Source organism: Mariniflexile litorale (assembly GCF_031128465.2).
Lineage (GTDB): Bacteria > Bacteroidota > Bacteroidia > Flavobacteriales > Flavobacteriaceae > Mariniflexile > Mariniflexile litorale.
Window position 1 is genome coordinate 934,093 of record NZ_CP155618.1, and the last position, 24,961, is coordinate 959,053.

At 32.0% G+C, this 24,961-nt stretch carries 27 protein-coding genes and 1 tRNA gene; 13 read left to right on the top strand and 15 right to left on the bottom strand.

Going from position 1 to position 24,961, the window contains the following annotated elements:
- The first annotated feature begins 2 nt into the window (after positions 1-2).
- Entirely contained in the window at positions 3-1,085 is a 1,083-nt protein-coding gene (locus QLS71_RS03740; RefSeq protein WP_308990575.1) for an amidohydrolase family protein, read from the top strand.
- On the opposite strand, the gene QLS71_RS03745 is transcribed toward QLS71_RS03740, so the two are convergent.
- Together QLS71_RS03745 and QLS71_RS03750 are read right to left on the bottom strand one after the other, a co-directional pair.
- Positions 1,082-1,849 carry a LytTR family DNA-binding domain-containing protein gene (locus tag QLS71_RS03745; protein ID WP_308990576.1) on the bottom strand — a complete coding sequence of 256 codons (768 nt, stop codon included), beginning with the start codon at positions 1,847-1,849 and terminating at the stop codon, positions 1,082-1,084. The genes QLS71_RS03740 and QLS71_RS03745 overlap by 4 nt on opposite strands.
- Before the next feature lie 4 nt (positions 1,850-1,853).
- Positions 1,854-3,782 carry a histidine kinase gene (locus tag QLS71_RS03750; protein WP_308990577.1) on the bottom strand — a complete coding sequence of 643 codons (1,929 nt, stop codon included), beginning with the start codon at positions 3,780-3,782 and terminating at the stop codon, positions 1,854-1,856.
- 189 nt (positions 3,783-3,971) lie between these two features.
- Here QLS71_RS03750 and QLS71_RS03755 point away from each other — a divergent pair, with 189 nt between their 5' ends.
- Positions 3,972-4,613, top strand: a complete 642-nt coding sequence (locus QLS71_RS03755) for an O-methyltransferase (RefSeq protein WP_308990578.1) — start codon at positions 3,972-3,974, stop codon at positions 4,611-4,613.
- 196 nt (positions 4,614-4,809) lie between these two features.
- On the opposite strand, the gene QLS71_RS03760 is transcribed toward QLS71_RS03755, so the two are convergent.
- From QLS71_RS03760 to QLS71_RS03775, 4 genes are all read right to left on the bottom strand, one after another.
- Positions 4,810-5,097, bottom strand: coding sequence for a twin-arginine translocase TatA/TatE family subunit (locus tag QLS71_RS03760; RefSeq protein WP_308990579.1), 288 nt, complete (start codon positions 5,095-5,097; stop codon positions 4,810-4,812).
- 93 nt (positions 5,098-5,190) lie between these two features.
- Positions 5,191-7,500, bottom strand: coding sequence for a M1 family metallopeptidase (locus QLS71_RS03765; RefSeq protein WP_308990580.1), 2,310 nt, complete (start codon positions 7,498-7,500; stop codon positions 5,191-5,193).
- Positions 7,501-7,606: 106 nt separating this feature from the next.
- Positions 7,607-8,110 (bottom strand): DUF6702 family protein, encoded by a 504-nt coding sequence (locus QLS71_RS03770; protein ID WP_308990581.1) that lies wholly within the window; start codon positions 8,108-8,110, stop codon positions 7,607-7,609.
- Positions 8,111-8,173: 63 nt separating this feature from the next.
- Positions 8,174-8,980 carry a hypothetical protein gene (locus tag QLS71_RS03775; RefSeq protein ID WP_308990582.1) on the bottom strand — a complete coding sequence of 269 codons (807 nt, stop codon included), beginning with the start codon at positions 8,978-8,980 and terminating at the stop codon, positions 8,174-8,176.
- 114 nt (positions 8,981-9,094) lie between these two features.
- Here QLS71_RS03775 and pepE point away from each other — a divergent pair, with 114 nt between their 5' ends.
- Complete coding sequence (gene pepE, locus QLS71_RS03780; protein WP_308990583.1) at positions 9,095-9,802, top strand: dipeptidase PepE; 708 nt, start codon at positions 9,095-9,097, stop codon at positions 9,800-9,802.
- Between the two features lie 32 nt (positions 9,803-9,834).
- Here pepE and QLS71_RS03785 read toward each other — a convergent pair.
- A tRNA-Gly gene (locus QLS71_RS03785) sits at positions 9,835-9,907 on the bottom strand.
- Positions 9,908-9,955: 48 nt separating this feature from the next.
- The gene (locus tag QLS71_RS03790) at positions 9,956-10,372 is read right to left on the bottom strand and encodes a GNAT family N-acetyltransferase (protein WP_308990584.1); all 417 of its coding nucleotides are present in this window, start codon (positions 10,370-10,372) and stop codon (positions 9,956-9,958) included.
- 105 nt (positions 10,373-10,477) lie between these two features.
- Between QLS71_RS03790 and QLS71_RS03795 the strand changes: the two genes are divergently transcribed.
- Positions 10,478-10,948 carry a GNAT family N-acetyltransferase gene (locus QLS71_RS03795; protein WP_308990585.1) on the top strand — a complete coding sequence of 157 codons (471 nt, stop codon included), beginning with the start codon at positions 10,478-10,480 and terminating at the stop codon, positions 10,946-10,948.
- A gap of 35 nt (positions 10,949-10,983) precedes the next feature.
- Here the strand turns inward: QLS71_RS03795 and QLS71_RS03800 are convergent, their stop codons facing one another.
- On the bottom strand, positions 10,984-11,373 hold the full coding sequence (locus QLS71_RS03800) for an ankyrin repeat domain-containing protein (RefSeq protein WP_308990586.1): 390 nt from the start codon (positions 11,371-11,373) through the stop codon (positions 10,984-10,986).
- Between the two features lie 246 nt (positions 11,374-11,619).
- Here QLS71_RS03800 and gpmI point away from each other — a divergent pair, with 246 nt between their 5' ends.
- The 5 genes from gpmI to QLS71_RS03825 all read left to right on the top strand — a co-directional run bounded on the left by gpmI (position 11,620) and on the right by QLS71_RS03825 (position 16,051).
- Positions 11,620-13,137 carry a 2,3-bisphosphoglycerate-independent phosphoglycerate mutase gene (gene gpmI / locus QLS71_RS03805; protein WP_308990587.1) on the top strand — a complete coding sequence of 506 codons (1,518 nt, stop codon included), beginning with the start codon at positions 11,620-11,622 and terminating at the stop codon, positions 13,135-13,137.
- 55 nt (positions 13,138-13,192) lie between these two features.
- Positions 13,193-13,597 carry a BT0820 family HAD-type phosphatase gene (locus tag QLS71_RS03810; RefSeq protein WP_308990588.1) on the top strand — a complete coding sequence of 135 codons (405 nt, stop codon included), beginning with the start codon at positions 13,193-13,195 and terminating at the stop codon, positions 13,595-13,597.
- 75 nt (positions 13,598-13,672) lie between these two features.
- Positions 13,673-14,491, top strand: a complete 819-nt coding sequence (gene map / locus QLS71_RS03815) for a type I methionyl aminopeptidase (RefSeq protein WP_308990589.1) — start codon at positions 13,673-13,675, stop codon at positions 14,489-14,491.
- 6 nt (positions 14,492-14,497) lie between these two features.
- Positions 14,498-15,280 carry a DUF3050 domain-containing protein gene (locus tag QLS71_RS03820; protein WP_308990590.1) on the top strand — a complete coding sequence of 261 codons (783 nt, stop codon included), beginning with the start codon at positions 14,498-14,500 and terminating at the stop codon, positions 15,278-15,280.
- Between the two features lie 6 nt (positions 15,281-15,286).
- Entirely contained in the window at positions 15,287-16,051 is a 765-nt protein-coding gene (locus tag QLS71_RS03825) for a class I SAM-dependent methyltransferase (protein WP_308990591.1), read from the top strand.
- 1 nt (position 16,052) lies between these two features.
- Here the strand turns inward: QLS71_RS03825 and QLS71_RS03830 are convergent, their stop codons facing one another.
- The gene (locus QLS71_RS03830; protein ID WP_308990592.1) at positions 16,053-17,027 is read right to left on the bottom strand and encodes an FAD:protein FMN transferase; all 975 of its coding nucleotides are present in this window, start codon (positions 17,025-17,027) and stop codon (positions 16,053-16,055) included.
- An 8-nt stretch (positions 17,028-17,035) separates the two neighbouring features.
- Positions 17,036-17,413 (bottom strand): Na(+)-translocating NADH-quinone reductase subunit F, encoded by a 378-nt coding sequence (locus tag QLS71_RS03835; protein ID WP_308990593.1) that lies wholly within the window; start codon positions 17,411-17,413, stop codon positions 17,036-17,038.
- A gap of 394 nt (positions 17,414-17,807) precedes the next feature.
- Here QLS71_RS03835 and QLS71_RS03840 point away from each other — a divergent pair, with 394 nt between their 5' ends.
- The 4 genes from QLS71_RS03840 to QLS71_RS03855 all read left to right on the top strand — a co-directional run bounded on the left by QLS71_RS03840 (position 17,808) and on the right by QLS71_RS03855 (position 21,401).
- Entirely contained in the window at positions 17,808-18,545 is a 738-nt protein-coding gene (locus tag QLS71_RS03840; protein ID WP_308990594.1) for a tetratricopeptide repeat protein, read from the top strand.
- 258 nt (positions 18,546-18,803) lie between these two features.
- Positions 18,804-20,243, top strand: a complete 1,440-nt coding sequence (locus tag QLS71_RS03845) for a DASS family sodium-coupled anion symporter (RefSeq protein ID WP_308990595.1) — start codon at positions 18,804-18,806, stop codon at positions 20,241-20,243.
- A 56-nt stretch (positions 20,244-20,299) separates the two neighbouring features.
- Entirely contained in the window at positions 20,300-20,740 is a 441-nt protein-coding gene (locus QLS71_RS03850; protein ID WP_308990596.1) for a Na(+)-translocating NADH-quinone reductase subunit F, read from the top strand.
- Positions 20,741-20,813: 73 nt separating this feature from the next.
- Entirely contained in the window at positions 20,814-21,401 is a 588-nt protein-coding gene (locus QLS71_RS03855; protein ID WP_308990597.1) for a diheme cytochrome c-553, read from the top strand.
- A 56-nt stretch (positions 21,402-21,457) separates the two neighbouring features.
- On the opposite strand, the gene nqrF is transcribed toward QLS71_RS03855, so the two are convergent.
- The 4 genes from nqrF to QLS71_RS03875 all read right to left on the bottom strand — a co-directional run bounded on the left by nqrF (position 21,458) and on the right by QLS71_RS03875 (position 24,960).
- A complete protein-coding gene (gene nqrF / locus QLS71_RS03860; protein WP_308990802.1) occupies positions 21,458-22,765 on the bottom strand; it encodes an NADH:ubiquinone reductase (Na(+)-transporting) subunit F in 1,308 nt (435 codons plus the stop codon).
- A 1-nt stretch (position 22,766) separates the two neighbouring features.
- Complete coding sequence (nqrE, locus tag QLS71_RS03865) at positions 22,767-23,483, bottom strand: NADH:ubiquinone reductase (Na(+)-transporting) subunit E (protein WP_308990598.1); 717 nt, start codon at positions 23,481-23,483, stop codon at positions 22,767-22,769.
- A 74-nt stretch (positions 23,484-23,557) separates the two neighbouring features.
- A complete protein-coding gene (locus QLS71_RS03870; protein ID WP_308990599.1) occupies positions 23,558-24,205 on the bottom strand; it encodes an NADH:ubiquinone reductase (Na(+)-transporting) subunit D in 648 nt (215 codons plus the stop codon).
- A 2-nt stretch (positions 24,206-24,207) separates the two neighbouring features.
- Positions 24,208-24,960 (bottom strand): Na(+)-translocating NADH-quinone reductase subunit C, encoded by a 753-nt coding sequence (locus QLS71_RS03875; RefSeq protein WP_308990600.1) that lies wholly within the window; start codon positions 24,958-24,960, stop codon positions 24,208-24,210.
- Position 24,961: the final 1 nt, after the last annotated feature.

Below are 24,961 nucleotides of genomic sequence, written 5' to 3' on the forward strand. Positions count from 1 at the left end.
TTATGACACGCAAACTTCGTATTAATGGTCACTCACATTTACTACCTTATCCAGAAGAAATACCCGATTTTATGCGTGAAAAAGGTATTTTTTGGGTGGATAAAGATCGGAAATTCATGCTTCAGAAAGATTGGAGTCGACCTGTAACCCATTCTAGTTTCTTTCTAGATGAAAAGTTGGAATGGATGGCTCGCTTCAATATAGATCATGCTGTGGTTCTAAACCTCTCACAACTCTATGGTAATGGGCTAAGGGTGGAAGAAATGAAACAGGCTTTACGTTTTCAAAATGATTTTAATGCCCGTATCCAAAAAAATAACCCAAGTAAGTTTACCTGTGGTTTTGTGGTACATCCTGGATTTGTTAAAGGTGCTTGCTGGGAAATTACACGTTGTGTAGAAGAACACGGTATGCAACTACTTTGTTTACCCACACATTACATGGACACTATAGGTACATGGCGCTGCATTTTTGATGAAGAAAATGAACCTATTTTTGAATTGGCGAACACATATAATTTAGCCGTTGAAATTCATCCATACGATGGTGAAAAGTTCATTAAATTAGAAAATACGTCGTGGCGATTTCACCTTATTTGGATGTTGGCACAATGTGCCGATGCTTACCATTTTTTAACTTTGAATGGCTATCAAGAAAAATACCCGAATATGCGCACTTGTTTTGCTCACGGTGGTCAATTAGCTCAAATTAATTTAGGAAGACGTATTCAAGGTTTTGATGGCCGACCCGATTTATTTGAAGGTAAAAGTCACCCAAGAAAAGCTGTTGGACATAAAAATATTTTCTTTGACACCTTGGTACATGATACGGGAGGCTTACAATTACTAATCAAAAACCAAGGATCAAAACAGGTTCTGATGGGGCTAGATGATCCTTATCCTTTAGGGGAAATGGAAAGTACTGAACAATCATCTTATCCTGGAAAAATATTAGATTTGGCCGTCGAACAAAACATAGTAACTGAGATTGAACGCGATGCTATTTGGCAAGACAACGTGATACAATGGCTTTGTGGCGACGACCAAACTGCTAAACAAAAATTAATAAATAGAATTTTAGCCTAGCAGAACTTTAACCAATCTTTTATTTCTTTTAAATAACTTCTGCCGGAAACAACCGTTTTTATTCCTTTATTATTTAGTTTGATAGAATAACGGCTATTAAAATACTTTTGAACCTCTTCAACATAATTAGTATTAATAACTATAGCTCTGTGGATTCTCAAAAAATAATCGGGCAACTTAGTTTGTAATTGGGTTAAAGAATGTTCTGTAATAAATTGTCCTTTTGAGGTGTAAATTGTCACATATTTTTCTTCAGCTTCAAAATAAGTGATATCTCCCAGTTTTACAAAAATAAGCTTATCACCTTTTCTTACTGTGATAGACGTCATAGGTTTATTATCCTTTTCTGCCGTTAAGGTTTTTACTAATTTTAAAAGATTGCTCGTTTCGTTTGCATGTTTTTTAAAGCCTTTTAACTTTTCAATGGTTTTTTCTAAACGCTCTAAACGAACTGGTTTAACCAAATAATCAATACTATTAGTCTCGAAAGCTTTTAATGAATATTGATCGTATGCTGTACAAAACACAATCATTGGCATGTGTTCAATAGCTTCTAACAACTCAAAACCTGTTAATCCTGGCATTTCTATATCTAAAAAAATAAGGTCTGGCTTTAAGGTATTGATCATGTCCCTCGCTTCAACGCCTGTTTGGGCTTCACCAATAATATGTATGTTTTCAGAAAAATTACCAAGCAGCTTTTTTAACCGCATTCTCGCTGGCGGCTCGTCGTCAATTATTATAGTAGAATATATTGTATCCATCTGCTTAAGTCATCTTGTTAATAGTAATCATTATTTGTTTTTCGGGGGTATTTTGCCAACTGAGTTCTGCTTGACCCCCATAACTTAATTGTAATAAATCGTAAACGGTTTGCAAACCATAACCACTTACTAATCCGTCTGGAAAATCTGGGCCATTATCTTTCACTTTAATGACTATATTATCTTCAACTTTTTTGATGATTAAGCTTATACATCCTGAATTTTGGGTTTTTGATATACCATGCTTTATTGCATTTTCAATTAATGGCTGAATTAAAAACATAGGTATTTTCATGTTTTCAATAGCTTTATCAACTTCAATATTAAAATTTAAACGATCACCAAAACGAATTTGTTCTACGTCTAAATAGTTTTTAACCATCTCCACTTCATCTTTTAATGTACTTTCCTTTTCTCCTTTTCTATTGATGGTATATTTGAATAAATCTGAAAGAGATAATGCCATTTTTTCGGTTTTAACACCATCGGTTTGTGCTAAACTTGCTATAGAATTTAAAGCATTATACAAAAAATGTGGGTTTATTTGAGATTGTAACAAATTAACTTCTGCTTGTGCATTTAACTCTTTTAGCTTGCTTAACTCAACATCTTTTTGCTTCACTAGGTTTTCTGAGAAATGATCGAGATACAATAAAAGACTTCTTCCTAAAGTAAAAGCAAACATAAACAGTAAAATAGGATTTATTTGATACATTTTTTGATGCCATTCTGAATTATGATGACCTTCTAACAAATAAACAACCACTAAAGGCGATAGACATACTAAAAGTGTAAACCCTGTTTTTAAAATCAACTGCGTAGTAAAAACCATGTCGCATTTAATAATATATTTATCAAATAACATTAAAAACAATGCTGCAAAAGCTCCTATAATTACAAATAAAACATGAATACTAATATATGATCGCCAATGTTCAAAACTAGTGGGCACCGTTATAAAATGATACAATTTATACCCATACAAAACAGTTATCATAAAAAACAGAATGGGTAAAAAATAGTTTAGATAGCTATACTTAAAACTCTTTTTATATAGTAACCCGAAACCCAATAAGCCTAAAATAATAATTAATGAAGTGCCCAACCAAGTTGCTAAAACGGCTGTTTTTTGCTTGTTTAAAAAATTACTTGCGTAACGCCAGGGATACGTTTTGTATAAATACGTTTTAAAATCTGTAAAAATATTTGGAGTGTAGAGTTTTTTAAAGATGAATCTTATTTCATCCATTCGCTCTTCATTAGCGGTATATACTTCATACATATCCAACATTCCAAGAAATTCATTTTTACAAGCTAAAACTTTTATCAAACCAAATTCGATGATTCTTGTTTCAGTATTTATACCTGTATTTTCTTTAAAATCAAAATACACTTTTGGTTTCCAAAGTCCTGAGAAATTAGGTTCTCCTTTATACCCTGCTAAATAAGTAAACTCTCTATCGATACTAGTCTCAATTTCTTTTTTTTTCGATAGGTTTTTATTGATATTTAAAGAATCATTAAAATAGAGATTAATAGCGAATGATTCAAGCCCCCCTAAATTATAACCTTTAACTATAGTGTTTTTTTCATCGTAATTGGCACCAATACCCACTCCTGTGAAATCTTCAAAATAATTGATCTTTTTGTAGGGAAAAAGTGTTTTTAATTTTAAAATAGCTCTATTTACAAGCGCACTATCTTTAGGAGATGCATCGTGTAGAGAAATTAGAACAGGTCCATGATGTCTTTGTAGTATCATTTTTTGATTGAAGCCGCTATTAAAAATGGTATTCTTTAAAATCTCCCAATTTTCATCTTTTGGTAAATCTGGATAATTGGAACCGTAATAATCATAATCTTTACTAGTGTCTTCAATAACTATAATTGGAATAGCAATAACAATTAAAAGTAATAAGATAATTTTTTTCATGATTGTAAATTTAAGTATTTATACCACAAATAAACTTTATAGGTTTTGTAATTAAAATGAATTTCAGACGAACTGCTAATACACTTTACAAATTGCAATAAAGGTCCTTTTAATTAAAAAGAAGACAGATGTTACAATGAATAAATAAAATGTAATACTTTCGAGTTTTAATTTTAAGGCTCGTTTAATATGTATTTTTTACCTGAAGATTTAGATGATTATGTTGTATCACACTCTGAAGCTGAACCAAAATTATTACAACAACTTACCCGTGAAACTTACCAAAAAATATTGCAACCTATTATGCTAAGCGGCCCTTATCAAGGACGTGTACTAAGCATGATTTCTAAATTAATACAACCTAAAACTATTTTAGAACTAGGCACCTTTACAGGCTATGCTACATTATGTTTAGCCGAAGGTTTAAAAAGCAATGGAGAAATGCATACTATTGATATTAATGAAGAATTAATCGATTTTCAGAGAAAATATTTTGACAAATCTAAGTATGGGCATCAAATTTTTCAGCATTTGGGTAATGCTTTAGATATTATTCCAAAGCTAGACAAAACCTTCGATTTAATTTTTATTGATGCTGATAAGCCGAACTACGTTAATTACTTTCATTTAATTATAGATAAGTTAAATCCTGGAGGCATCATTTTATCAGATAATGTATTGTGGCATGGAAAAGTGATTGAGCCTTTAGACCCCAAAGATGCTTCAACAAAAGCCGTTTTAGATTATAATACGCTCTTAAAAGAAGACCCAAGAATTGAAACGGTTTTATTACCGATTAGAGATGGTTTGACTATTAGCAGGAAACTATAGCTGAATAGATTATTTTTTTGAGAAGATTGTTGTTTACTGCTAAGTTGCGTTAGGGACTACTCATCTATTTTATTGTTAAATTTTTGAAATCGTGAATGTTTCACATTTGAAAAAACATCTTTTTTTGAGGCACAAAAAAAAGATATAGTATAAAGCCCGCCCCTTGTGGTACGCCCAAATAAAAATTGAAAGTGTTTTAAAGTTTTCTCTTTACAGACCCAGTGAAGTCTCCTATATCATCTTTAACACTATCCAATTGTTTTTGAACATCGGAAACAATACTAGTATCGATGCCATTTTTATCGGCAGTTTTTGTTATTTCGTGCTTAATATCGTTGGTAGCATCTTTAAGCGTGCGCATACCTTTACCTAAGTTACGTGCTATTTCAGGCACCTTATCGGCGCCAAAAACCATAACGACAATAAATAGCACAAAAGCTATTTCTGCACCACTAATAAATAAAAATGTAGCTTGTAGTATCACAATGCAAATATAGTAAGTTGTTTGATTACTTTTAAAAATTGCAGCGTTAAAAAAATAAAAAAAAACTAACTTAACGAGTTGGTTTTTTAAAAATTATTTATTCTTAACTTTTTCTTTAAATTTATCAAAATCAGTCGTAACATCTGTTTTTGGCCAAGAATTATTAGAAGTATCAATATCGGCCGTTTCTAAATTAGGATCAATTTCAATAGCTGTAATTTCTTTTTCTGAAGCAATTGCTTTAGTAACTTCATGATCATTTAAACGCCATATTTCGGCTGGATAGGTTTCCATTGTTGAAGTACCATCTGCATAAGAATACTTTACTATAATTGGCATTACAAGACCTCCTGGTTTATTAAATGTGATGTTGTAGAAGTATTTTGGTTTTTTAATATTTTTACGCTCAGCTTCTGTAAAATTATCCATTAAATATTCTTTAAGTGGTTTAGAATTATCTAATAGAGAGCCCGTTTTCATGTTCTCTTTAAAATCTTCACTTCCTTCTTCAACCATATAAACTAAAGGCACAATGTCTTTTATTTTTCGGTTATTTTTTTCTAAATAATCTTTTATGTATTGATTCGGTTCTGATGATACATAGTATTTTTTAACTTCTTTAATGCCTATATCTACCCAATCGGTGGTATAGAACCAACCTCTCCAAAACCAATCTAAATCAATGGCAGAAGCATCTTCCATCGTTCTAAAAAAATCTTCTGGTGTTGGGTGTTTAAACATCCAACGACGCGCATATTCTTTAAATGCATAATCAAACAACTCGTGTCCCATAATTGTTTCTCTAAGAATATTTAGTGCTGTAGCAGGTTTACCATAAGCATTGTTACCAAATTGGTATACATTAAGACCTTTACTCATAATAGGTGCTATAAAATCTTGATTGCCTCCCATATAAGGAACTATCATACGAGCAGGACCACGATCGGATGGAAACGTTTTATCTTCTGGGGATAATGCTGAAGGATATTTTTCTCCAAATTCTTGTTCGGCTACGTATTGGGTAAATGTGTTTAAACCTTCATCCATCCAAGTCCATTGTCGCTCGTCGCTATTTACAATCATAGGAAAAAAGTTATGCCCAACTTCGTGTACGATAACCCCCATCATACCATACTTAACACGATCACTATAAGTACCATCTTCATTTGGACGCCCATAATTCCAGCAAATCATTGGGTATTCCATCCCTTGATTTTTAGCATGTACCGAAATGGCTTTATGGTATGGATAATCGAAAGTCATTTTTGAATACGACTCTAAAGTACTGGCTACAACTCTAGTTGACCACTCTTCCCACAGCGGATTTCCTTCTTTTGGATACATGGAAACGGCCATGATATCTTTACCACCAATTTTAACAGCCATCATATCCCAAATAAATTTTCTGGATGTGGCGAAAGCGAAATCGCGTACGTTTTCGGCTTTTAGCTTCCACGTTTTAGTTTTATCTGAAAAGTTTTTTTCGGCAGCTTCGGCTTCGGCTTGTGTAACAATCAAAACAGGTTTATCGTATGTTTTCTTTGCTAATTCGTAACGATCCATCATCGTTTTAGAAAACACGTCTTTTCTATTGGTTAATTCTCCTGTCCCATCTAAAATATGATCTGCTGGCACAGTAATATTCACTTCATAATTACCAAATGGAAGTGCAAACTCGTCGCGTCCCCAAAATTGTGAATTTTGCCATCCTTCTACATCATTATACACTGCCATTCTTGGAAAAAATTGTGCTATTACATAAGCTCTGTTAGCATCTTTTTCAAAAAACTCGTACCCAGAACGTGCTCTATCGGTTAGATGATTATTCACATTGTACCACCATTTAATTGAAAATGACACCTTTTCTCCAGATTTTAATATTTTGGGCAATTCTACACGCATCATTGTTCTATTAACAGTGTATTGAAGATCATTGCCACTAGTATCTTTTACTTCTTGAATGTTAAAACCCCCATCAAAAGGATCCGTTAAGTAGTCCTTGACAAACTCTTCTGGTCTTTTTACCTGAGACACACTACTCTCTTCTATTAAAGGACTTTTAGAATCTTTAGCGCGTTTATTTTGATCTAACTGAACCCATAGATATTTTAAATCGTCTGGCGAATTATTAGAATATGTAATAACCTCAAAACCAGAAAGTTTTGTGTTTTTATCATCTAAAACAATATCCATTTTATAATCTGCTTGCTGTTGGTAGTATGCTGAACCTGGAGCTCCAGAAGCCGACCTATACATGTTTGGCGTAGCAAACTCGTCATACAACTGTCTAAATTTATTAGTATTGGTATGCCCTGGTTTGCGTTCTTGATTTTCTTGATTTTGAGAAAACAACGATGTCGATATAAAAAATATTGACAAAAAATAAAACTTGAATTCTATCATTATAAATTTTTATGTATTAAAAAAACAACAGCTTATTGCAATAATAATTATTTTATTGTTACAAAAAACCGAAAAACATAAAGAATAATAAAATAATTAACTTTTTTTAATTGAATTTTAACAAAGCACTCTTATTTTGAGGAATAAGAATAACACTTTTTTGCTGTGCATGAATTTTTGTTTTAATGATGTTTTGTTGTTCGCTATACAAATCGAATAGCACTTCATTACTAATTTCGAACGACTCAATTTTTTTAACACCCTCAATTTCTAAATAACATTTAACAATATCTACATCATATTCTTTACCTATAAAAGACAGATTCGCTTCTTTATTATTTATTTTTATTTTTATTTTTTCTTTTAAGTAACGCTCTATATATAAATCGGCAGTAGTGGGTTCATTTTTACCTGCCAAGGTTATGGTTTCGTCATAACGTTCTCTTAGTAATTTTTCAAAATCGTCAATAAATATTCTTGTTGTTACTTGAACCGATTGTTTATTTTGTAAATAATCTATTTGAGTTACACTTATATAATACTTATGAATAACAGTGAATGCAAAAAGAGGCAATACCAAGAGCATTAATAGCCATTTTATGTAAGTCATTTAAGTATTTATTTGCTAAAGTAATTATTTTTAAATAGTTGTTTCAAAAAGTATTCCGAAAAATTATTGTCCATTTGGTTTGAAATTACTCATATACTGTTTATACTTATGCCTCAAGAAGATTAATATTTTAAAATCGGTTTCATTTTTACAGTACTTAATAAAGTTTTCATCATCGGCACAGAAATAAAAAAAGTCCATTTTTAAATCGTCTTCCATAGGGTTTGATGCAAAAAAATCTTTGGCTAAACGTCCTTTTATACTTTGCATTAACTCTTCTTTCATTTCTATTTCTACTCTGTTTTTCAACATTTTTGTTCGTCCTGAAATAGCATTTATAATAGCCGTTGCCGATACAGAGCCTCCCACTCCTCCTAATGAGCCACCTGCTTTTGGATTAAAACTTGAAGCTTCACTTAAACGTCTTTCGCTTTGTGTTGCTGGCTTACCTGTGTAACCTGGAATACCAACATCATAAAAATTAATGGGTGCGTCACCTTTAACATTGGTAATATCTAAAAGTAAATTTCCTGTAAGCACTTTACCTACCAACACTTCGTCTAACTCGTTAATTTGCTCATCTAAAGTGATTCTCATCGCTTTAAACAGCAGCATATTTTTATCCACAACCACTATTTTTGGCTGATGCTGTATAGACGAAAAACTAAGTGTATCATTTAAACTTACCAAAATTTTGAATTCACCTTTACTATTCGTTATAGTAAAAACTAGTCCTGTTTTATTAATAACATGAATGTTTTCTGAATCAATCTCACTATCTACTTTTCCCGAAATCTCTACCGTTTGTGAAAGTATCGATTGGCAAAAGCAAATAAAAACAACAACAAGACTCTCCTTAATGATTGACATATTTTTGGTTTAGCGCAATAAAGAACGCATACAAACTCTTAAATAAAATGAAAAACGGATTTAAACTTTTGTTAAAACCCCCAATTGATTATTTTTAGCAAATAAACTAAATGAATGAAAAATTTAATTATTGCTAGCACTTCAACCATTCATGGAAGCGGATATTTAGAATATCTTTTAGAAGAACTAAGCGTTTTATTTAAAAACGTAAACACTATTATATTTATTCCCTATGCAAGACCGGGGGGAATATCATATAATGATTACACCCAAAAAGCAGGCGAAACTTTTGCGAAAATCAACAAAACCGTAAAAGGGATTCACGAATTTGACAACCCACAAGAAGCCATAAAAAATGCTCAAGCTATTTTTGTTGGGGGTGGCAACACTTTTGTGCTAACGAACCAACTTTATAAAAATAATCTAATTGAAACGTTGCAAACTGTAGTAAAAAATGGCACACCCTATTTAGGAACCAGTGCAGGAAGTAATATTTGTGGACTCACCATAAAAACTACTAACGATATGCCCATTGTATATCCGTCAAGTTTTAATGCTTTGGCGTTTGTACCTTTCAATATCAACCCGCATTATTTAGACCCCGATTTCAATAGCACTCATATGGGAGAAACCAGAGAAACCAGAATAAAAGAGTTTCATTATTACAACACGCCTCCAGTTATTGGTTTACGTGAAGGCAGTTGGTTGCAGGTGAAAGATAGTTCTATCATTTTAAAAGGAACTCTAACGGCTCGTGTTTTTGAATATAACAAAGCTCCTTACGAAATTAAAACGGGTACAGAGCTAAACCATTTAAAATAAAAAAAGCTCCATATTTCTATGAAGCTTTTCAGAGCGAGAGACCGGGTTCGAACCGGCGACATTCAGCTTGGAAGGCTGACGCTCTACCAACTGAGCTACTCTCGCATTTCTGGCGCAAATATATAAAAACAGTTTCTTAACTTTCAACAAAAATCACAACTTTTTTAAAAAATGATAACCTAAAATTTTAAAGTCTTCATTATAATAAAATTTGTGCGATGCATAGTTGTTAACGTAAGTATTCAATTCAACTGATTCATAACCTTTTAGAATAACATAATTATAAATCCATGTGAAAAAATCTTTCCCTAGACCTTTTCCTCTATAATTATCATCAATATATACATGGTCCACTTCTACACTTTTACCCGAATAATGCCTTGTACAAAACCATAAGCCGCAAACACCTATTAATGTGTCATTATCATAAATACCAGCACATTCATAATTTTGAGTCACCATTTCATTAAAACGTCCTTTTAAAACATTTACAGAAATCTTATAATCATTCAATTTTTCAACCAAAGGAATTATTGTATGTATCTCTTCCTTTTCAATAATTTTAAACATAAAAGACATCCCTTTTTTTATGTGAAGATAAATAATTTAAGAATGTTCAATTCATCAAAAAAATAATTTGTTTAAGTTTGAATATATTCTTCAATAAGCGAGATTTTGAATTACATAATAAAACACATATCTACAAGAGACACTTATTTAATTAGACATCCTGTTTTGCGAAGTGGAAAACCTATAGAATCTTGTGTTTTTGATGGTGATGATTTGAATACCACTTTTCACTTAGGCATTTATACCGAAAATAGATTGGTGGGGGTTTGTTCTTTTTTTAAAAACAAGAACCAATTACTTCCCGAAGCATTTCAATACCAATTAAGAGGCATGGCTATTTTAAACGAATATCAAAATATTGGTTTAGGTAAATTGATTTTAAACTATGGAGAGAACTTATTAAAAGAACAGAACATTCAAACCATTTGGTGCAATGCCAGAGAAAATGCTGAGAGTTTTTACAAAAAAATGGATTATAAAATTATTGGAGAATCTTTCAATATAAAAAATATAGGCTTGCATTATGTTATGCACAAAACTTTAAAATACAAAAACCCTGATATACAGGGTTTTTAAGATTGACTAACTCAGAATAATTTTATAAATTCTAATTATTTTTTTGATAATGCTTCTTCAATAATGGCATAAGCATCTGTAGCTCCGTGTAATTTCGCATAATCGGCAGCTGTTTTATTCTTATCAGATTTTGCTTTTAAATTAGCGCCTTTGTCTATTAAAAGTTTTAAAATTTCAGTTCGGTTGTACTTCGCAGCATACATAACTGGGGTCATACCATTAGATTTCTGATTCACATCTTCACCTAACGACAATAGTTTTTTTACCGTTTCTAAATCGCCTTTAACAATAGAAACACAAAATGAATTTACTTTAAAAACAGTTGCTACGTTTTGATTTTCAACGTTTAGATTGGTTGTTTTTGCATATACACTTCCTAAAGAGAAACATAATGCGATTGCAGAGAAAATGATTGTTTTTTTCATGATGAAAGATTTTAATTTGATTAATGATTCGTTTTATGATATACTAAAGAGACGACCAAAAATGTATTCTGTTACACGAAAAATGATTTATAAAAGATTTTAACGTTTCATTCACATATTTTTAACAGATTCAATATTTATTAAGTTTCTTTTAAAAATCAATATTCACAATAGTTTTTCGCATAGTTTTTAATCTTATTCTGTCAAACTTCAGTATCTTTGGATGCTATTTAAATTTTTAAACAAATGAACAAAAAAGTCATCTTAATGATACTTGATGGTTGGGGAAATTCTCCAGATCCAAAAGTTTCAGCTATCGATCATGCTAATATTCCTTTTATAAATTCTTTATATAAAAAATACCCTTTTGCAACATTAAGAACCGATGGTTTACACGTTGGTTTACCTGAAGGACAGATGGGAAACAGCGAGGTTGGTCACATGAATTTGGGCGCAGGTAGAATTGTGTATCAAGATTTGGTTAAAGTTAATTTAGCTGTTAAAAACAAAACTTTAAACACCGAAAAAGTTTTGGTTGATGCTTTTAACTATGCCAAAACAAACAATAAAGACGTTCATTTTTTAGGTTTGTTAAGTGATGGTGGTGTACACTCCCACATCAATCATCTATTTGGATTAATTGATGCTGCTAATGATTTTGGTCTTAAAAACACCTATATACATGCCTTTACAGATGGTCGTGATGTTGATCCAAAATCTGGATTTGGTTTCTTAACCGCCTTAGAAAATCATTTAGAAAACACAAATAGCAAATTAGCAACCGTGACTGGACGTTATTATGCTATGGATAGGGATAATCGTTGGGAACGTGTTAAGCTAGCTTATGATGGGCTAGTAAATAGTGTTGGAGAGAAATCGACTAACGTCACAAAAACAGTCCAAAATAATTATGAAAATGATGTTACCGATGAATTTATCAAACCTATTATTATGGTTGATAAAGCAGGTGAACCCGTTGCCAAAATTAAAGATGGTGATGTTGTTATCTTTTTTAATTTTAGAACAGATCGTGGACGTGAATTAACCGAAGCTTTATCGCAAACCGATTTTCACGAACAAAACATGCATAAATTAAATTTATATTATGTAACGTTTACAAACTACGATGACACCTATAAAAACGTAAATGTTATTTTTAATAAAGACAATTTAACTGAAACCTTAGGAGAAGTTTTAGAAAAGCACAATAAAAAACAAATTCGAATAGCAGAAACCGAAAAGTACCCACACGTGACCTTCTTTTTCTCTGGTGGACGTGAAGAACCTTTTAAAGGTGAAACCCGTATTTTACGAAACTCGCCAAAAGTAGCTACTTACGATTTAAAACCAGAAATGAGTGCTTACGAGTTACGAGATGCCTTAATACCCGAATTACAAAAAGGTGAAGTAGACTTTGTGTGTTTAAACTTTGCAAATGGCGATATGGTTGGACATACTGGTGTTATGGAAGCTGCTATTAAAGCTTGCGAAACTGTAGATGTATGTGTAAAAGACGTAGTAACTGCTGCGCTCGAAAACGGATATACTACGCTACTTATAGCAGACCACGGTAATTGTGAAACCATGATTAACCCTGATGGATCACCAAATACAGCACATACCACAAACCCTGTTCCTATAATTTTAATTGATAATGATTTAAAATCTATTAAAGATGGGGTATTAGGGGATGTCGCTCCAACTATTTTAAAATTAATAGGAATTGAACAACCAAAAACCATGACACGACACACGTTGGTATAAGTATACAGAAAGTAAATTATTGTACTTTTTCCCAAACCTCAAGTCTATATTTTAAATGAAATTCACCGAACACTTAATTATTGCAGTCGATTTTGATGGTACTATTGTTGAAGATGCCTATCCTCAAATAGGAAAACCAATGATGTTTGCCTTCGAAACGTTAAAAAAACTTCAAGAAAAAGGACATCGTCTTATTTTATGGACTTACAGAAGTGGCATAAAATTAGACGAAGCAGTTCGTTTTTGCGAAGAAAACGGCATCCACTTTTATGCAGTAAACAAAAGTTTTCCTGAAGAAACCTTTAGCAATGAATTAAGTAGAAAAATTCATGCCGATTTATTTATAGATGACAGAAATATTGGTGGACTTTTAGGTTGGGGTGAGATTTACCAAATGCTTACCAATACCACGCCTCCACAAATAGAAAAAAAGAAAGGCTTTTTCAATCTCTTTAAATAAATTATAAAAAGCCCTTCCACGTAACCAAAAAGCAAATACTTACATTTTAAGTAACTTTGCCATTATTTTTTAAGTATGATTATAGTAAAAACAAAAGAAGAAATAGAATTAATGCGCGAAAGTGCCTTAATAGTATCGAAAACTTTAGGTGAAGTTGCAAAAGCCATTAAACCTGGTGTTACTACTTTACAACTTGATAAAATTGCCGAAACTTGTATTAGAGACCATGGGGCTATTCCTGGATTTTTAGGGCTATATGATTTTCCTAATACATTGTGCATGAGTCCAAACACACAAGTGGTACACGGTATTCCAAATAACACCCCTTTGGTAGAGGGTGATATTATTTCTATTGACTGTGGCGCTTTGAAAAATGGTTTTTATGGTGATCATGCCTATACATTTGCTATTGGAGAAATTGCTTCAGAAACAGAAAAACTACTTCAAGTTACTAAAGAATCTTTGTACGTGGGTATTCGTGAATTTAAAGCAAACAATCGTGTAGGTGATGTTGGCTATGCCATACAAAAATACTGTGAAGATCACGGTTATGGTGTTGTAAGGGAACTGGTTGGCCATGGTTTAGGTAAAAAAATGCACGAAGATCCTGAAATGCCAAATTATGGTAAACGTGGACGAGGGAAGAAGTTTATAGAAGGCATGGTAGTCGCCATCGAACCTATGATAAATATGGGAACACACCGCATTAAACAGCATAACGATGGTTGGACCATTACCACTTTAGACAATAAACCAAGTGCGCATTTCGAGCATGATGTTGCTATTGTTGATGGAAAACCAGAATTACTTTCAACCTTTGCCTATATATATGAAGCACTGGGAATAACCTCGAACGAAGAAGATGAATTCAGACAAAAAACTTTGGTTTTATAGTTTTCCATGAAACAAATCTCATTTATTGAAAAAGAACTTGAACCTTTAAGAGTTCAGCTTAACAATCATAAATTATATAGTGCTTTAAAATCTTTAGACGATATTAAAACTTTTATGGAACAGCATGTTTTTGCTGTTTGGGATTTTATGTCGCTTTTAAAAGCGCTTCAAAACCATTTAACGACTATAACTTTACCTTGGGTACCAGTAGCAAATCCATCAACCGCACGATTTATTAATGAAATTGTATTAGGTGAAGAAAGTGATGTGAATGAATTAAGTGAACCAAAAAGCCATTACGAAATGTATTTAGATGCCATGCAGCAAATAGATGCAAATACGAAACAAATAAGACACTTTGTTAACTACATTAAAGATGGTGTGACGATAAGAGATGCTGCTTTAAAAGTTAAATTACATTCAGAAACATTGATATTTATTCAATTTACTTTTGATATTATTAAAACGAATAAACCTCATCTTATTGCTTCGGCATTTACCTTTGGGCGAGAAGATGTTATCCCAGACATATTTTTTCAAATTATCAATCAATCAAAAGTAAGGGATAATTCCTATAGTAAATTGACCTATTATTTAAATAGGCATATTGAATTAGATGGTGATGAACATGGCCCACTTTCCTTAAAAATGATGGAAGAATTATGTGGTAATGATGACACCAAATGGCAAGAAACATTACAAATTGCGAGAGAGGCCTTATCACACCGCATAGCACTTTGGGATAGCATTGCCAGTTTAATTGATACACCTACAAAAATTGAAGACTAGAAACATTTGAAAAAACTTTTTAAAATAATTCTGAACACTATACCTAGACCCTTACTTATTAGGTTTAGCTATGTTATTCGTCCTGTTTTAGCTTTCATTTTAAAAGGAAACAACTTTACAGATCCTATTGATAGTAAAAGTTTCAAAAGCTTTTTACCATACGGCTATGGAACACAGCGAAACAATGTGCTTTCACCATCTACCTTAAGTTTAGAACGCCATCGGTTACTTTGGCTATATTTAAAAAACGAAACAAACTTTTTTTCAGCAGAAAAAAAAGTACTTCATTTCGCTCCAGAACAATGCTATTTAAAACGTTTTAGAAATCTGAAAAATTTAGATTACACAACAACCGATTTACTTTCTCCTATTGCCGATGTTAAAGCAGACATTTGCAATCTACCCTTTAATGACAACACCTATGATGTGATTCTTTGCAACCATGTTTTAGAACATATTCCAAACGATACGAAAGCCATGCAAGAATTATTTAGAGTGATGAAAGTTGGTGGCATGGGTATTTTTCAAATTCCGCAAGATTTATCTAGAGAAAAAACATTTGAAGACAATTCGATAACAGACAAAAAAGAACGGGCAAAAATATTTGGGCAATACGACCATGTACGGGTTTATGGCCGTGACTATTTTGATAAGCTAAGAAGCATTGGTTTTAAGGTTGAAGAAGTTAATTATACTTCCAAACTATCAGAAGCTGATATTGTAAAATACTGTTTAGCTAAAGGTGAAATCATCCCTATTGTCTATAAATAATTTAAACTTCTAGAAACCCATTTAAAGACATGGTTTCCAATTCCTTTTTATCATTTTCAAAAATAAGAAACACTTTAAGTTCAGGGTGTGTTTGTAGAAAGGTTTTCACTTTTTCTATTCCCATAGCTTTAAAAGCGGTTGCATAAGCGTCAGCTATCATACATTTTTCGGCAATTACTGAAATACTTAAAAGATTGGTTTTACTTGGGTACCCTGTTTTTGTATCAATTATATGCGCGTAACGGTTACCATCACTATCCACTTTAAATTTTCTATAAGTTCCAGAAGTTGCCATGGCTTCATCATGTATTTCGATAGCTTCTAAAATTGATTGTTCGTTATCAAAATGTGGCATTTCAATTCCTATTTTCCAAAGTGATTTTTTCTCAACATTTTCTCCCCTTGCGCGTATTTCACCACCTATTTCAACCAAATAATTTTTAATATGCTTGCTTTCTAAAAACTCACCAATAACATCTACTCCATAGCCTTTTGCGATGGCATTAAAATCTATAAAAGTTCCTACTGGTTTTATAATTTTATTATCATGCCTTTTTACTTTATCTAAACCAACCGATACCATCAAACTATCAATTTTCAAACTATCTAAATTTACAATTTTACCTTCAGGACCAAAATCCCATGCATTTACAACAGCGCCAATTGTGGGATCAAAAACACCGTTAGTTTGTTTATAGATTTCTTTTGAAGCTTCAAAAACTTTTAAAAAATGAACATCTACCACACTATCTTCATTTCTATTTAGTTTAGAAATATCGGAATCTGTTTGATAAGTAGACATCGATTTATTTATTACAGAAAACAGACTATCAATCTGAATTTGATAATTAATTTCAGAATTATAAATTATAGAATAACTAGTCCCAAAAACGGATCCTGAAAGCTTTGTATTAATGGGCTCTTGAGTGCAAGAAAACACAAGGACGAATAAAAGTAGGTTGTATCTTATTTTCATATTTACCACTAGTTCAAATTAGTTTCTAAAACCTGTATGCCGTTATATTCTAGCAGATAATCTTGATTTAAATAAATAGGTTCCTTTTCACTAGCTATATTGCCAATACCAACACCAGCATAAAGTACTTTAGCCTCTTTTTCCCTAGCATGCTTTTTAAAGGCTTCCATCCAAACCATGTCGTAATTATTTGGGTTATCTGGTAAAATAACTGCTCTCACAATTACAAAATAATATTGCTTGTTTTTATCTATACACACAAATTGTGGATGCTTTTTTAATTTGCTATTGATAGCTATAAACTCAAAACCACGCTGTTCTAAATCTTTTCCAACATGATTCATTGCTAAATTATGTAATTCTTGCTCTGTAAGTGCTTTACTCATAGTACAAAAATATATTAAATGTTCTGATTGATAATAACATTTTTTAATTGTTTTGATGTTAGACAAATCAATCATCATACAAATCATTATTTTATTATTCATCATGCTATTGCATTAGAACTGTTATAAACATCAATAATTTTATACCCTTTAAAATAATTTTCAGAATTGTGTAATTATCTTAAAATTCGTATATTTCCTATAGATTTTTAATCTAGAAAAACTACCAATAAAAAACACTCATTTACAACTTATTACAATTATAAAACTCTAACATCATTATTAATCGTTGCAAAAATGTTGCAGAATTAAATAATTAGATGAAACTTTTTATATAAATAAACACACGGAAAAATTTCGAACTATGGTTTTACCTTCAATAAAATCCCAAATATTGAAAGATAACAGCAACATATCACCAGAATTATTTGAAGCTATAGAGCGTTATATTAATGGCACTATGGAGCCTGATGAATTAAAAGATTTTAATGACTATCTTAAAATTGATTCTGAATTTAAAACACAGGTAGAAGATATTAAAATGATACTTCTTGGTAATAAAACGCAATCGTTAGAACCATTAAATACCTTTCATGAAAAAAAAGCTGATACGGAAACACTCACATTTAACCCTAAAAAATTGCGCTATTTGTTTTTTAGTAAAACAGCCATTACTACTGCCATAATTATCGCCATTAGTAGTATTTGGTTTTTTAGTAGATCACCAAATAAAAAAATCTATGCTACATATTTTAAACCATTTCCTGCATTGTCAATGCCTATAGACAGCAAAAACAATTATGAGTTTTATGATGCCATGGCACATTACAAATATGAAAATTATGATTTAGCCATTAATAAATGGGAAGATTTAAGAAATAAAAAGCCAAATAATGACACACTAAATTATTTTTTAGGTGTGGCATATTTAGCAAATAAAAATATAGATAGAGCCATCCCCTTTTTAGAAAAAACAATAGAAATACCAAATGTTAATTTTTCATTTTTACAGAATGCTTATTACTATTTAGGTTTAGCATATATAAAAAATGGCAATCTTAACCTTGCCAAAAAATATCTTATTTTAAGTAATACAGATGCCAGTAAAGAAGTTATGAAAAAATTAGATTAACACAACCAAAGGCAACTTTAAAAAATAAGTTTTATATTTTTTATTTAGCTCTTTTCGCTTTGGTCAATCCCCACATTCCAAAAATTTAAAACATGAGACTGTTAAATCTCATAATATTTTACCGAAATCATCATGTTTAATTTTTAAAAGAATATTATAGACGAAGGTCATTCAATCTATGCCTATGAAATTTATAATAAAAATTCAATATTAAAATTGTTTAACTTTAAAAATTCTAAGTAACAGCTAAATATTAATATGAGTAACCAACCAACTTCAAAAAAAATAGGACTTTTTTTAGGTCCTATCTTATTCATTATTGTCCAATTTTTACCTTTTGATATTATTTCTAACCATGCAGATACTGTTATAGCAACGGCAATGTGGATGGTTTGTTGGTGGATTACCGAAACCGTTTCTATTTCGGTAACTGCATTATTGCCTTTATTATTATTTCCGCTTTTTAAAGTCATGCCTATTGAAATTGTTGGAGCTAACTATGGAAGCCCAATTATCTTTTTATTTTTTGGTGGCTTTGTTTTGGCTTTGGCGCTTGAAAAAGTAAATCTTCATAAGCGAATTGCCTTAAGTATTATAAAAAAAACAGGGACGACACCCAACAAAGTCGTACTAGGGTTCATGATTGCTACGGGCTTTATGAGTATGTGGATAAGCAACACTGCTTGCACGGTTTTTATGCTACCCATTGCCATGTCGGTAATACAACTGCTTATTGATGATGCCGATGGTTATACAAAAAACGACCAAAATTTCGCTATAAGCGTTATGTTAGGTATTGCGTTTGCTGCCAATGCAGGTGGTATTGCAACCGTTATAGGTACGCCACCAAACTCCATTTTAATTGGCTTACTTGAAAATGAATACCACATTGAAATTTCATTTTTTAAATGGATGCTTATAGGATTACCTTTTTCGGTGTTATTAATTACTATTATTTACTTTATACTCGTAAAATGCTTTTTCCCGAACACGGGTTTAAAGTTTAACGCTTCTAAAGAAGTGATTGATTTAGAATTGAAAAAACTAGGAAAAATTTCTTCAAAGGAAAAGCAAGTTCTTATCGTATTTTGTGTTGTTGTATTTCTTTGGATTTTTAGAAGTCTTATAAATACGCTTATTCCTAATCTTGATTTATCAGATACTATGATTAGTCTTTTTGGGGCATTGGCGCTTTTTGTAATTCCTTTTAATTTAAAAAAGGGCGACTTTATTTTACAATGGAATGATACCCAAAAATTGGCTTGGGGCATTTTAATTTTATTTGGTGGTGGTTTAGCATTAGCAAACGGGATGTCTACTAGTGGTATAGTCGATATTATTACAGCAATAATTTCTAGTAGTAATATTAGTATTTTACTAACTGCATCTCTTTTAATAATCCTAATGCTTTTTATGACTGAGTTAATGAGCAATGTAGCACTAACAGCTGTTTTAGCTCCAGTTGTAGCAGGAATTGCTATGGGCCTAAATATTCCAATTCTTTATCTATTAATACCTGTTACAATAGCCAGTAGCTGCGCTTTTATGTTACCAATGGCTACACCTCCTAACGCTATTGTATTTGCCAGTGGTTATATTAAAGTGGGACACATGGCTAGAGTGGGTATTTTTATCAATATAATTTCGGCTGCCTTGTTAATCCTTATGTTTCAATTTGTTATAGGCTTAGTGTTCTAACTTTTTTTAGGTTATATGAAAATTTTTAAATAATTTAGAAATGAAATTTTTAAGCTATGAAAAGATTCGATTTAGCTATAAAAAAACTTTACAAAGCATTTCTTACTAACGAATTGCATCCAGAATGTTGCAAACAATGTGCCGTTGGGAATATTTTAGATAATACAGATAGTTGGAAACTCCTTTCAGACCATCATGGTTCATTAGAATTAAATTATATTGGAAATGTACACCAATCATTTGGTCGTAAATTTAATGGCTATACTCCTTCAGAATTATTACACATTGAATCGACCTTTTTAAAAGCTTGTGGTTACCAAATTCCACTTCATCATAAACATAAAAAGCCTAAGAATCCTACAGATAAAGATTTATTATTTAACGGACTTTCTGCTGTTATCTGCCTACTTTGTGAATTTGACGGTATAGATAATCACATGGATTATAAACAACTATCTAATTACAAGAGTAAAAAACCTACAACACATTTAGTATAAAGCTACAATTTAATTAATACGTACTAACTATTCTTTCCAAACAAATAATTATCAAACACTAACCAGTCAAAAAATGAAAACAAATTCTTTATTTATTATCGCAACACTTTGTGTTGTAGTGTATTCCTGTAATTCAAATAAAAAGGATAAAGCCACATTTGAATACGAACCTAGTTCACCAGTAACCTTAGACCCTATTAAAAGAGGAGAAAACTTAGTAAATGCAATTGGTTGTCATGACTGCCATACACCAAAAAAGTTTACAGAACAAGGGATAACTCTAGACATAGACCGATTACTTTCTGGACATCCGGCCAATGAAAAATTACCTGAATACGACCAAAAAACAGCCCAATCATATGTTCTATTAAATATGGGACTTACATCGGCTACGGGTCCATGGGGCACATCCTTTGCTGCTAATTTAACGCCCGCTGCATCTGGAATTGGATCTTGGAGTGAATCTCAGTTTTTAAAATCTATAAAAGAAGGGAAATATAAAGGTTTGGATACGGGCAGAACATTATTACCTCCAATGCCTTGGCAATCATATAGCAATTTACCAGACGATGATTTAAAGTCGATTTTTGCTTATCTTAAAAGTATAAATCCTGTAGAAAATATTGTGCCCGCTTCACTTCCTCCAATGGCCATGAATTAACCACATAAAAAAAGCGCCTAACTAAAAAGTTAGGCGCTTTTTTTATGTAAAAGAATTTATCCTCCAAAATCATCAAATCGAATATGTTCATCTGGAATACCAAAATCTTCACCCATTTTTTGAACTGCTTTGTTCATTAATGGTGGTCCACAGAAATACAATTCAATATCTTCTGGCGATTCATGCGTACTTAAATAATTATCAATAACACAATTATGAATGAATCCAACGAAACCATCACCTGGGGCATCAATATCCGCTTTTACTTTCCAGTTATCTTCTGGTAAAGGTTCAGATAGTGCCAAATAGAATTTAAAATTAGGAAAATCTTTCTCTAATTTAAGAAAATGGTCTAAATAGAATAATTCACGTTTAGAACGACCTCCATACCAATAAGTCACTTTTCTACCTGTTTTCAATGTTCTGAAAAGGTGATATAAGTGCGAACGCATAGGTGCCATACCTGCTCCACCACCAACGTAAAGCATTTCAGAATCTGATTCGTTAATAAAGAACTCTCCGTAAGGTCCTGAGATAGTTACTTTATCTCCTGGTTTTTGATTAAATATGTATGATGATGCAATACCAGGGTTAACATCCATCCATCCGTTTTTAGCGCGATCCCATGGTGGACATGCTACACGAACATTTAACATGATCTCACGTCCTTCAGCAGGATACGAAGCCATTGAGTAAGCTCTTTCTATGGTTTCAGTGTTTTTCATTACTAATGGCCATAATTGAAACTTATCCCATTCCGCTTGAAACTTATCAGGAGTTTCATGCTCTTCTGGATGTGCTGTAATATCCATATCTGAATACTTCACTTCACAAGGTGGTATTTCAATTTGAATATAACCTCCTGCTTTGTAGCCCATATCTTCAGGGATTTCAACAACAAATTCTTTAATAAATGATGCAACGTTATAATTACGCACAACAGTTGCCTCCCATTTTTTAATACCAAAAACCTCTTCTGGAATGGTGATATTCATGTCTTGTTTTACTTTAACTTGACAAGCTAAACGTGCTCCATGCTGTAACTCTTTACGTGTGAAATGTGGTGTTTCAGTTGGTAATGCTTCACCACCACCCGATAATACATGACACTCGCACTGTATACAAGTTCCACCACCACCACAAGCCGATGGTAAGAATATTTTTTGATTTCCTAAGGTGGATAATAAACTTCCACCTGACGCTACTTCAATTTCCTTTTCGCCATTAATGGTAATCTTTACCGGTCCTGAAGGTGATAATTTTTGTTTTACAACTAATAATAACGTTACCAATAAAATAGTAATAATTAAAAAAGCTGTTACTGTAGCTATTACTGTTCCTAATGTACTTGCGGCTAAAATTATATTACTCATTATTTTTTATATTGTTAGCTAACACTTTATCTTCCTTTTTAACTTTAGAATCCACTTTTACAGTTTTTTCTTCTTTAGGTGTTTCTTCATCACCTCCAGTTAACATACCTCCGAAGCTCATAAAACCAATCGCCATTAAACCTGTAATGATGAACGTAATACCCAAACCTCTTAATGCAGGTGGCACATTAGAATATCTAATTTTTTCACGAATAGCTGCAATGGCTAAAATGGCTAAAAACCATCCAATACCAGAACCGACACCATAAACAGTAGCTAACCCCAAACTTGGAATTTCACGAGATTGCATAAATAAAGACCCTCCTAAAATAGCACAGTTTACAGCAATAAGTGGTAAAAAGATACCAAGAGAGTTATATAATGATGGTGAAAATTTCTCTACTACAATCTCTACTAATTGTACCATAGTTGCAATGGTAGCAATAAACATGATGAATGAAAGGAAACTTAAATCGTAATCGGCATATTCTGCACCTAACCATGCTAAAGCACCTGGTTGTAATAAATATTGATCCAATAACCAGTTTAAAGGAACTGTAATGGCCAATACAAAAATAACTGCTGCACCTAAACCAACAGCTGTATTTACTTTTTTAGAGACAGCAAGGTAAGAACACATTCCTAAGAATGTAGCAAATACCATGTTATCTATAAATATCGATTTTAAAAATAATTCTAAATGTTCCATATATTTTGAGTTTTCAATCTCAGTATCAGTTTACAGTTAAAATACTGTTTACTGTCACCAAACTGCATACTTAATTAATGATCTTCTATTAATGCGTTATTTCTACTACGTTGAACCCAGATGATAATTCCAACAACTATTAATGCCATAGGCGACAATAACATAAAACCATTATTTTCATATCCAATAGCATATAAACCCGTTTTCTCGATAGGATCTCCTAAAACTTTAAAACCTAGTAAAGTACCAGACCCTAATAATTCTCTAAAGAAACCAACAATTATAAGAATTAAACCATAACCCGCAGCATTACCAATGCCATCTAAAAATGAACGCCATGGGCCATTTGCCAAGGCAAATGCCTCAAAACGTCCCATAATAATACAGTTGGTAATAATTAACCCAACGAATACGGATAATGTTTTACTCAACTCATAAGAGTAAGCTTTAAGCACTTGGTCTACAATAATTACTAAAGCAGCAACTACCACTAATTGAACAATAATCCTGATTTTTGAAGGAATGATATTTCTCATTAAAGAAATAACAACGTTTCCGATTGCTAACACCGCCATTACCGATACAGCCATAACAATAGACGCTTTTAATTGCGCTGTAATAGCTAAGGCTGAACAAATACCTAATACTTGAATAGTAATAGGGTTGTTATCTGCTAACGGGTCTGTGATTAACTTTGTGTCTTTTTTTGATAAAAGTCCCATAATTAATTATTTTTTAAATTATCAAAATAAGGTTTGTAAAGCTTCAAATCACTTTTAATCATGGCTGTAACACCATCACCTGTAATAGTAGCTCCAGCAATAGCATCCACCTCATTATCTGTTTTATCGATGTTTTTCGGGTCTCCATTACTTTTAGAAACTGTAACACCTTTAAAGTTTCCATTTTCATCCAATAAATGTTCACCTATAAAATCGTCCATAAAGAAACGTTCTTTAATATTGGCTCCTAAACCTGGTGTTTCCCCTTTATGATCGAAATAAGCACCTTGAATAACCATGTTTTCATCTAAAGAAACATAAGCCCAAATAGCATCCCATAAACCTTTGCCATAAATAGGAATAACATAAAATGTTTTACCATCCTTCTCTCCTACAAAAACTGGCAAGTTTCTTTTAGAAGCATCTCCAGCTGCAGCTGCTTTATCTTTTTTAAGATCTATTAAATAAGCCTTTTCATCCTCAGTAGCATTACCGTTTTTTATAACAACTTGTTTTGTTATATATTTTGAAAACAAATCAGCCGCTTCCTCTGTGGATACAAATGACGCACTACTTTCATCATTATTATTAACACCCATGGCATATAGAATATTTTGTTGCTTTTCTATACGTTGATTTTCAGAAATTTTCGGTTTCAATGAAGAAGCTGTAAATGCTAACAAAGCACCTACAATTAATACCATTGCTACTGCAAATAGAATTGTATATGAATTTTTATCTGTTCTACTTTCCATC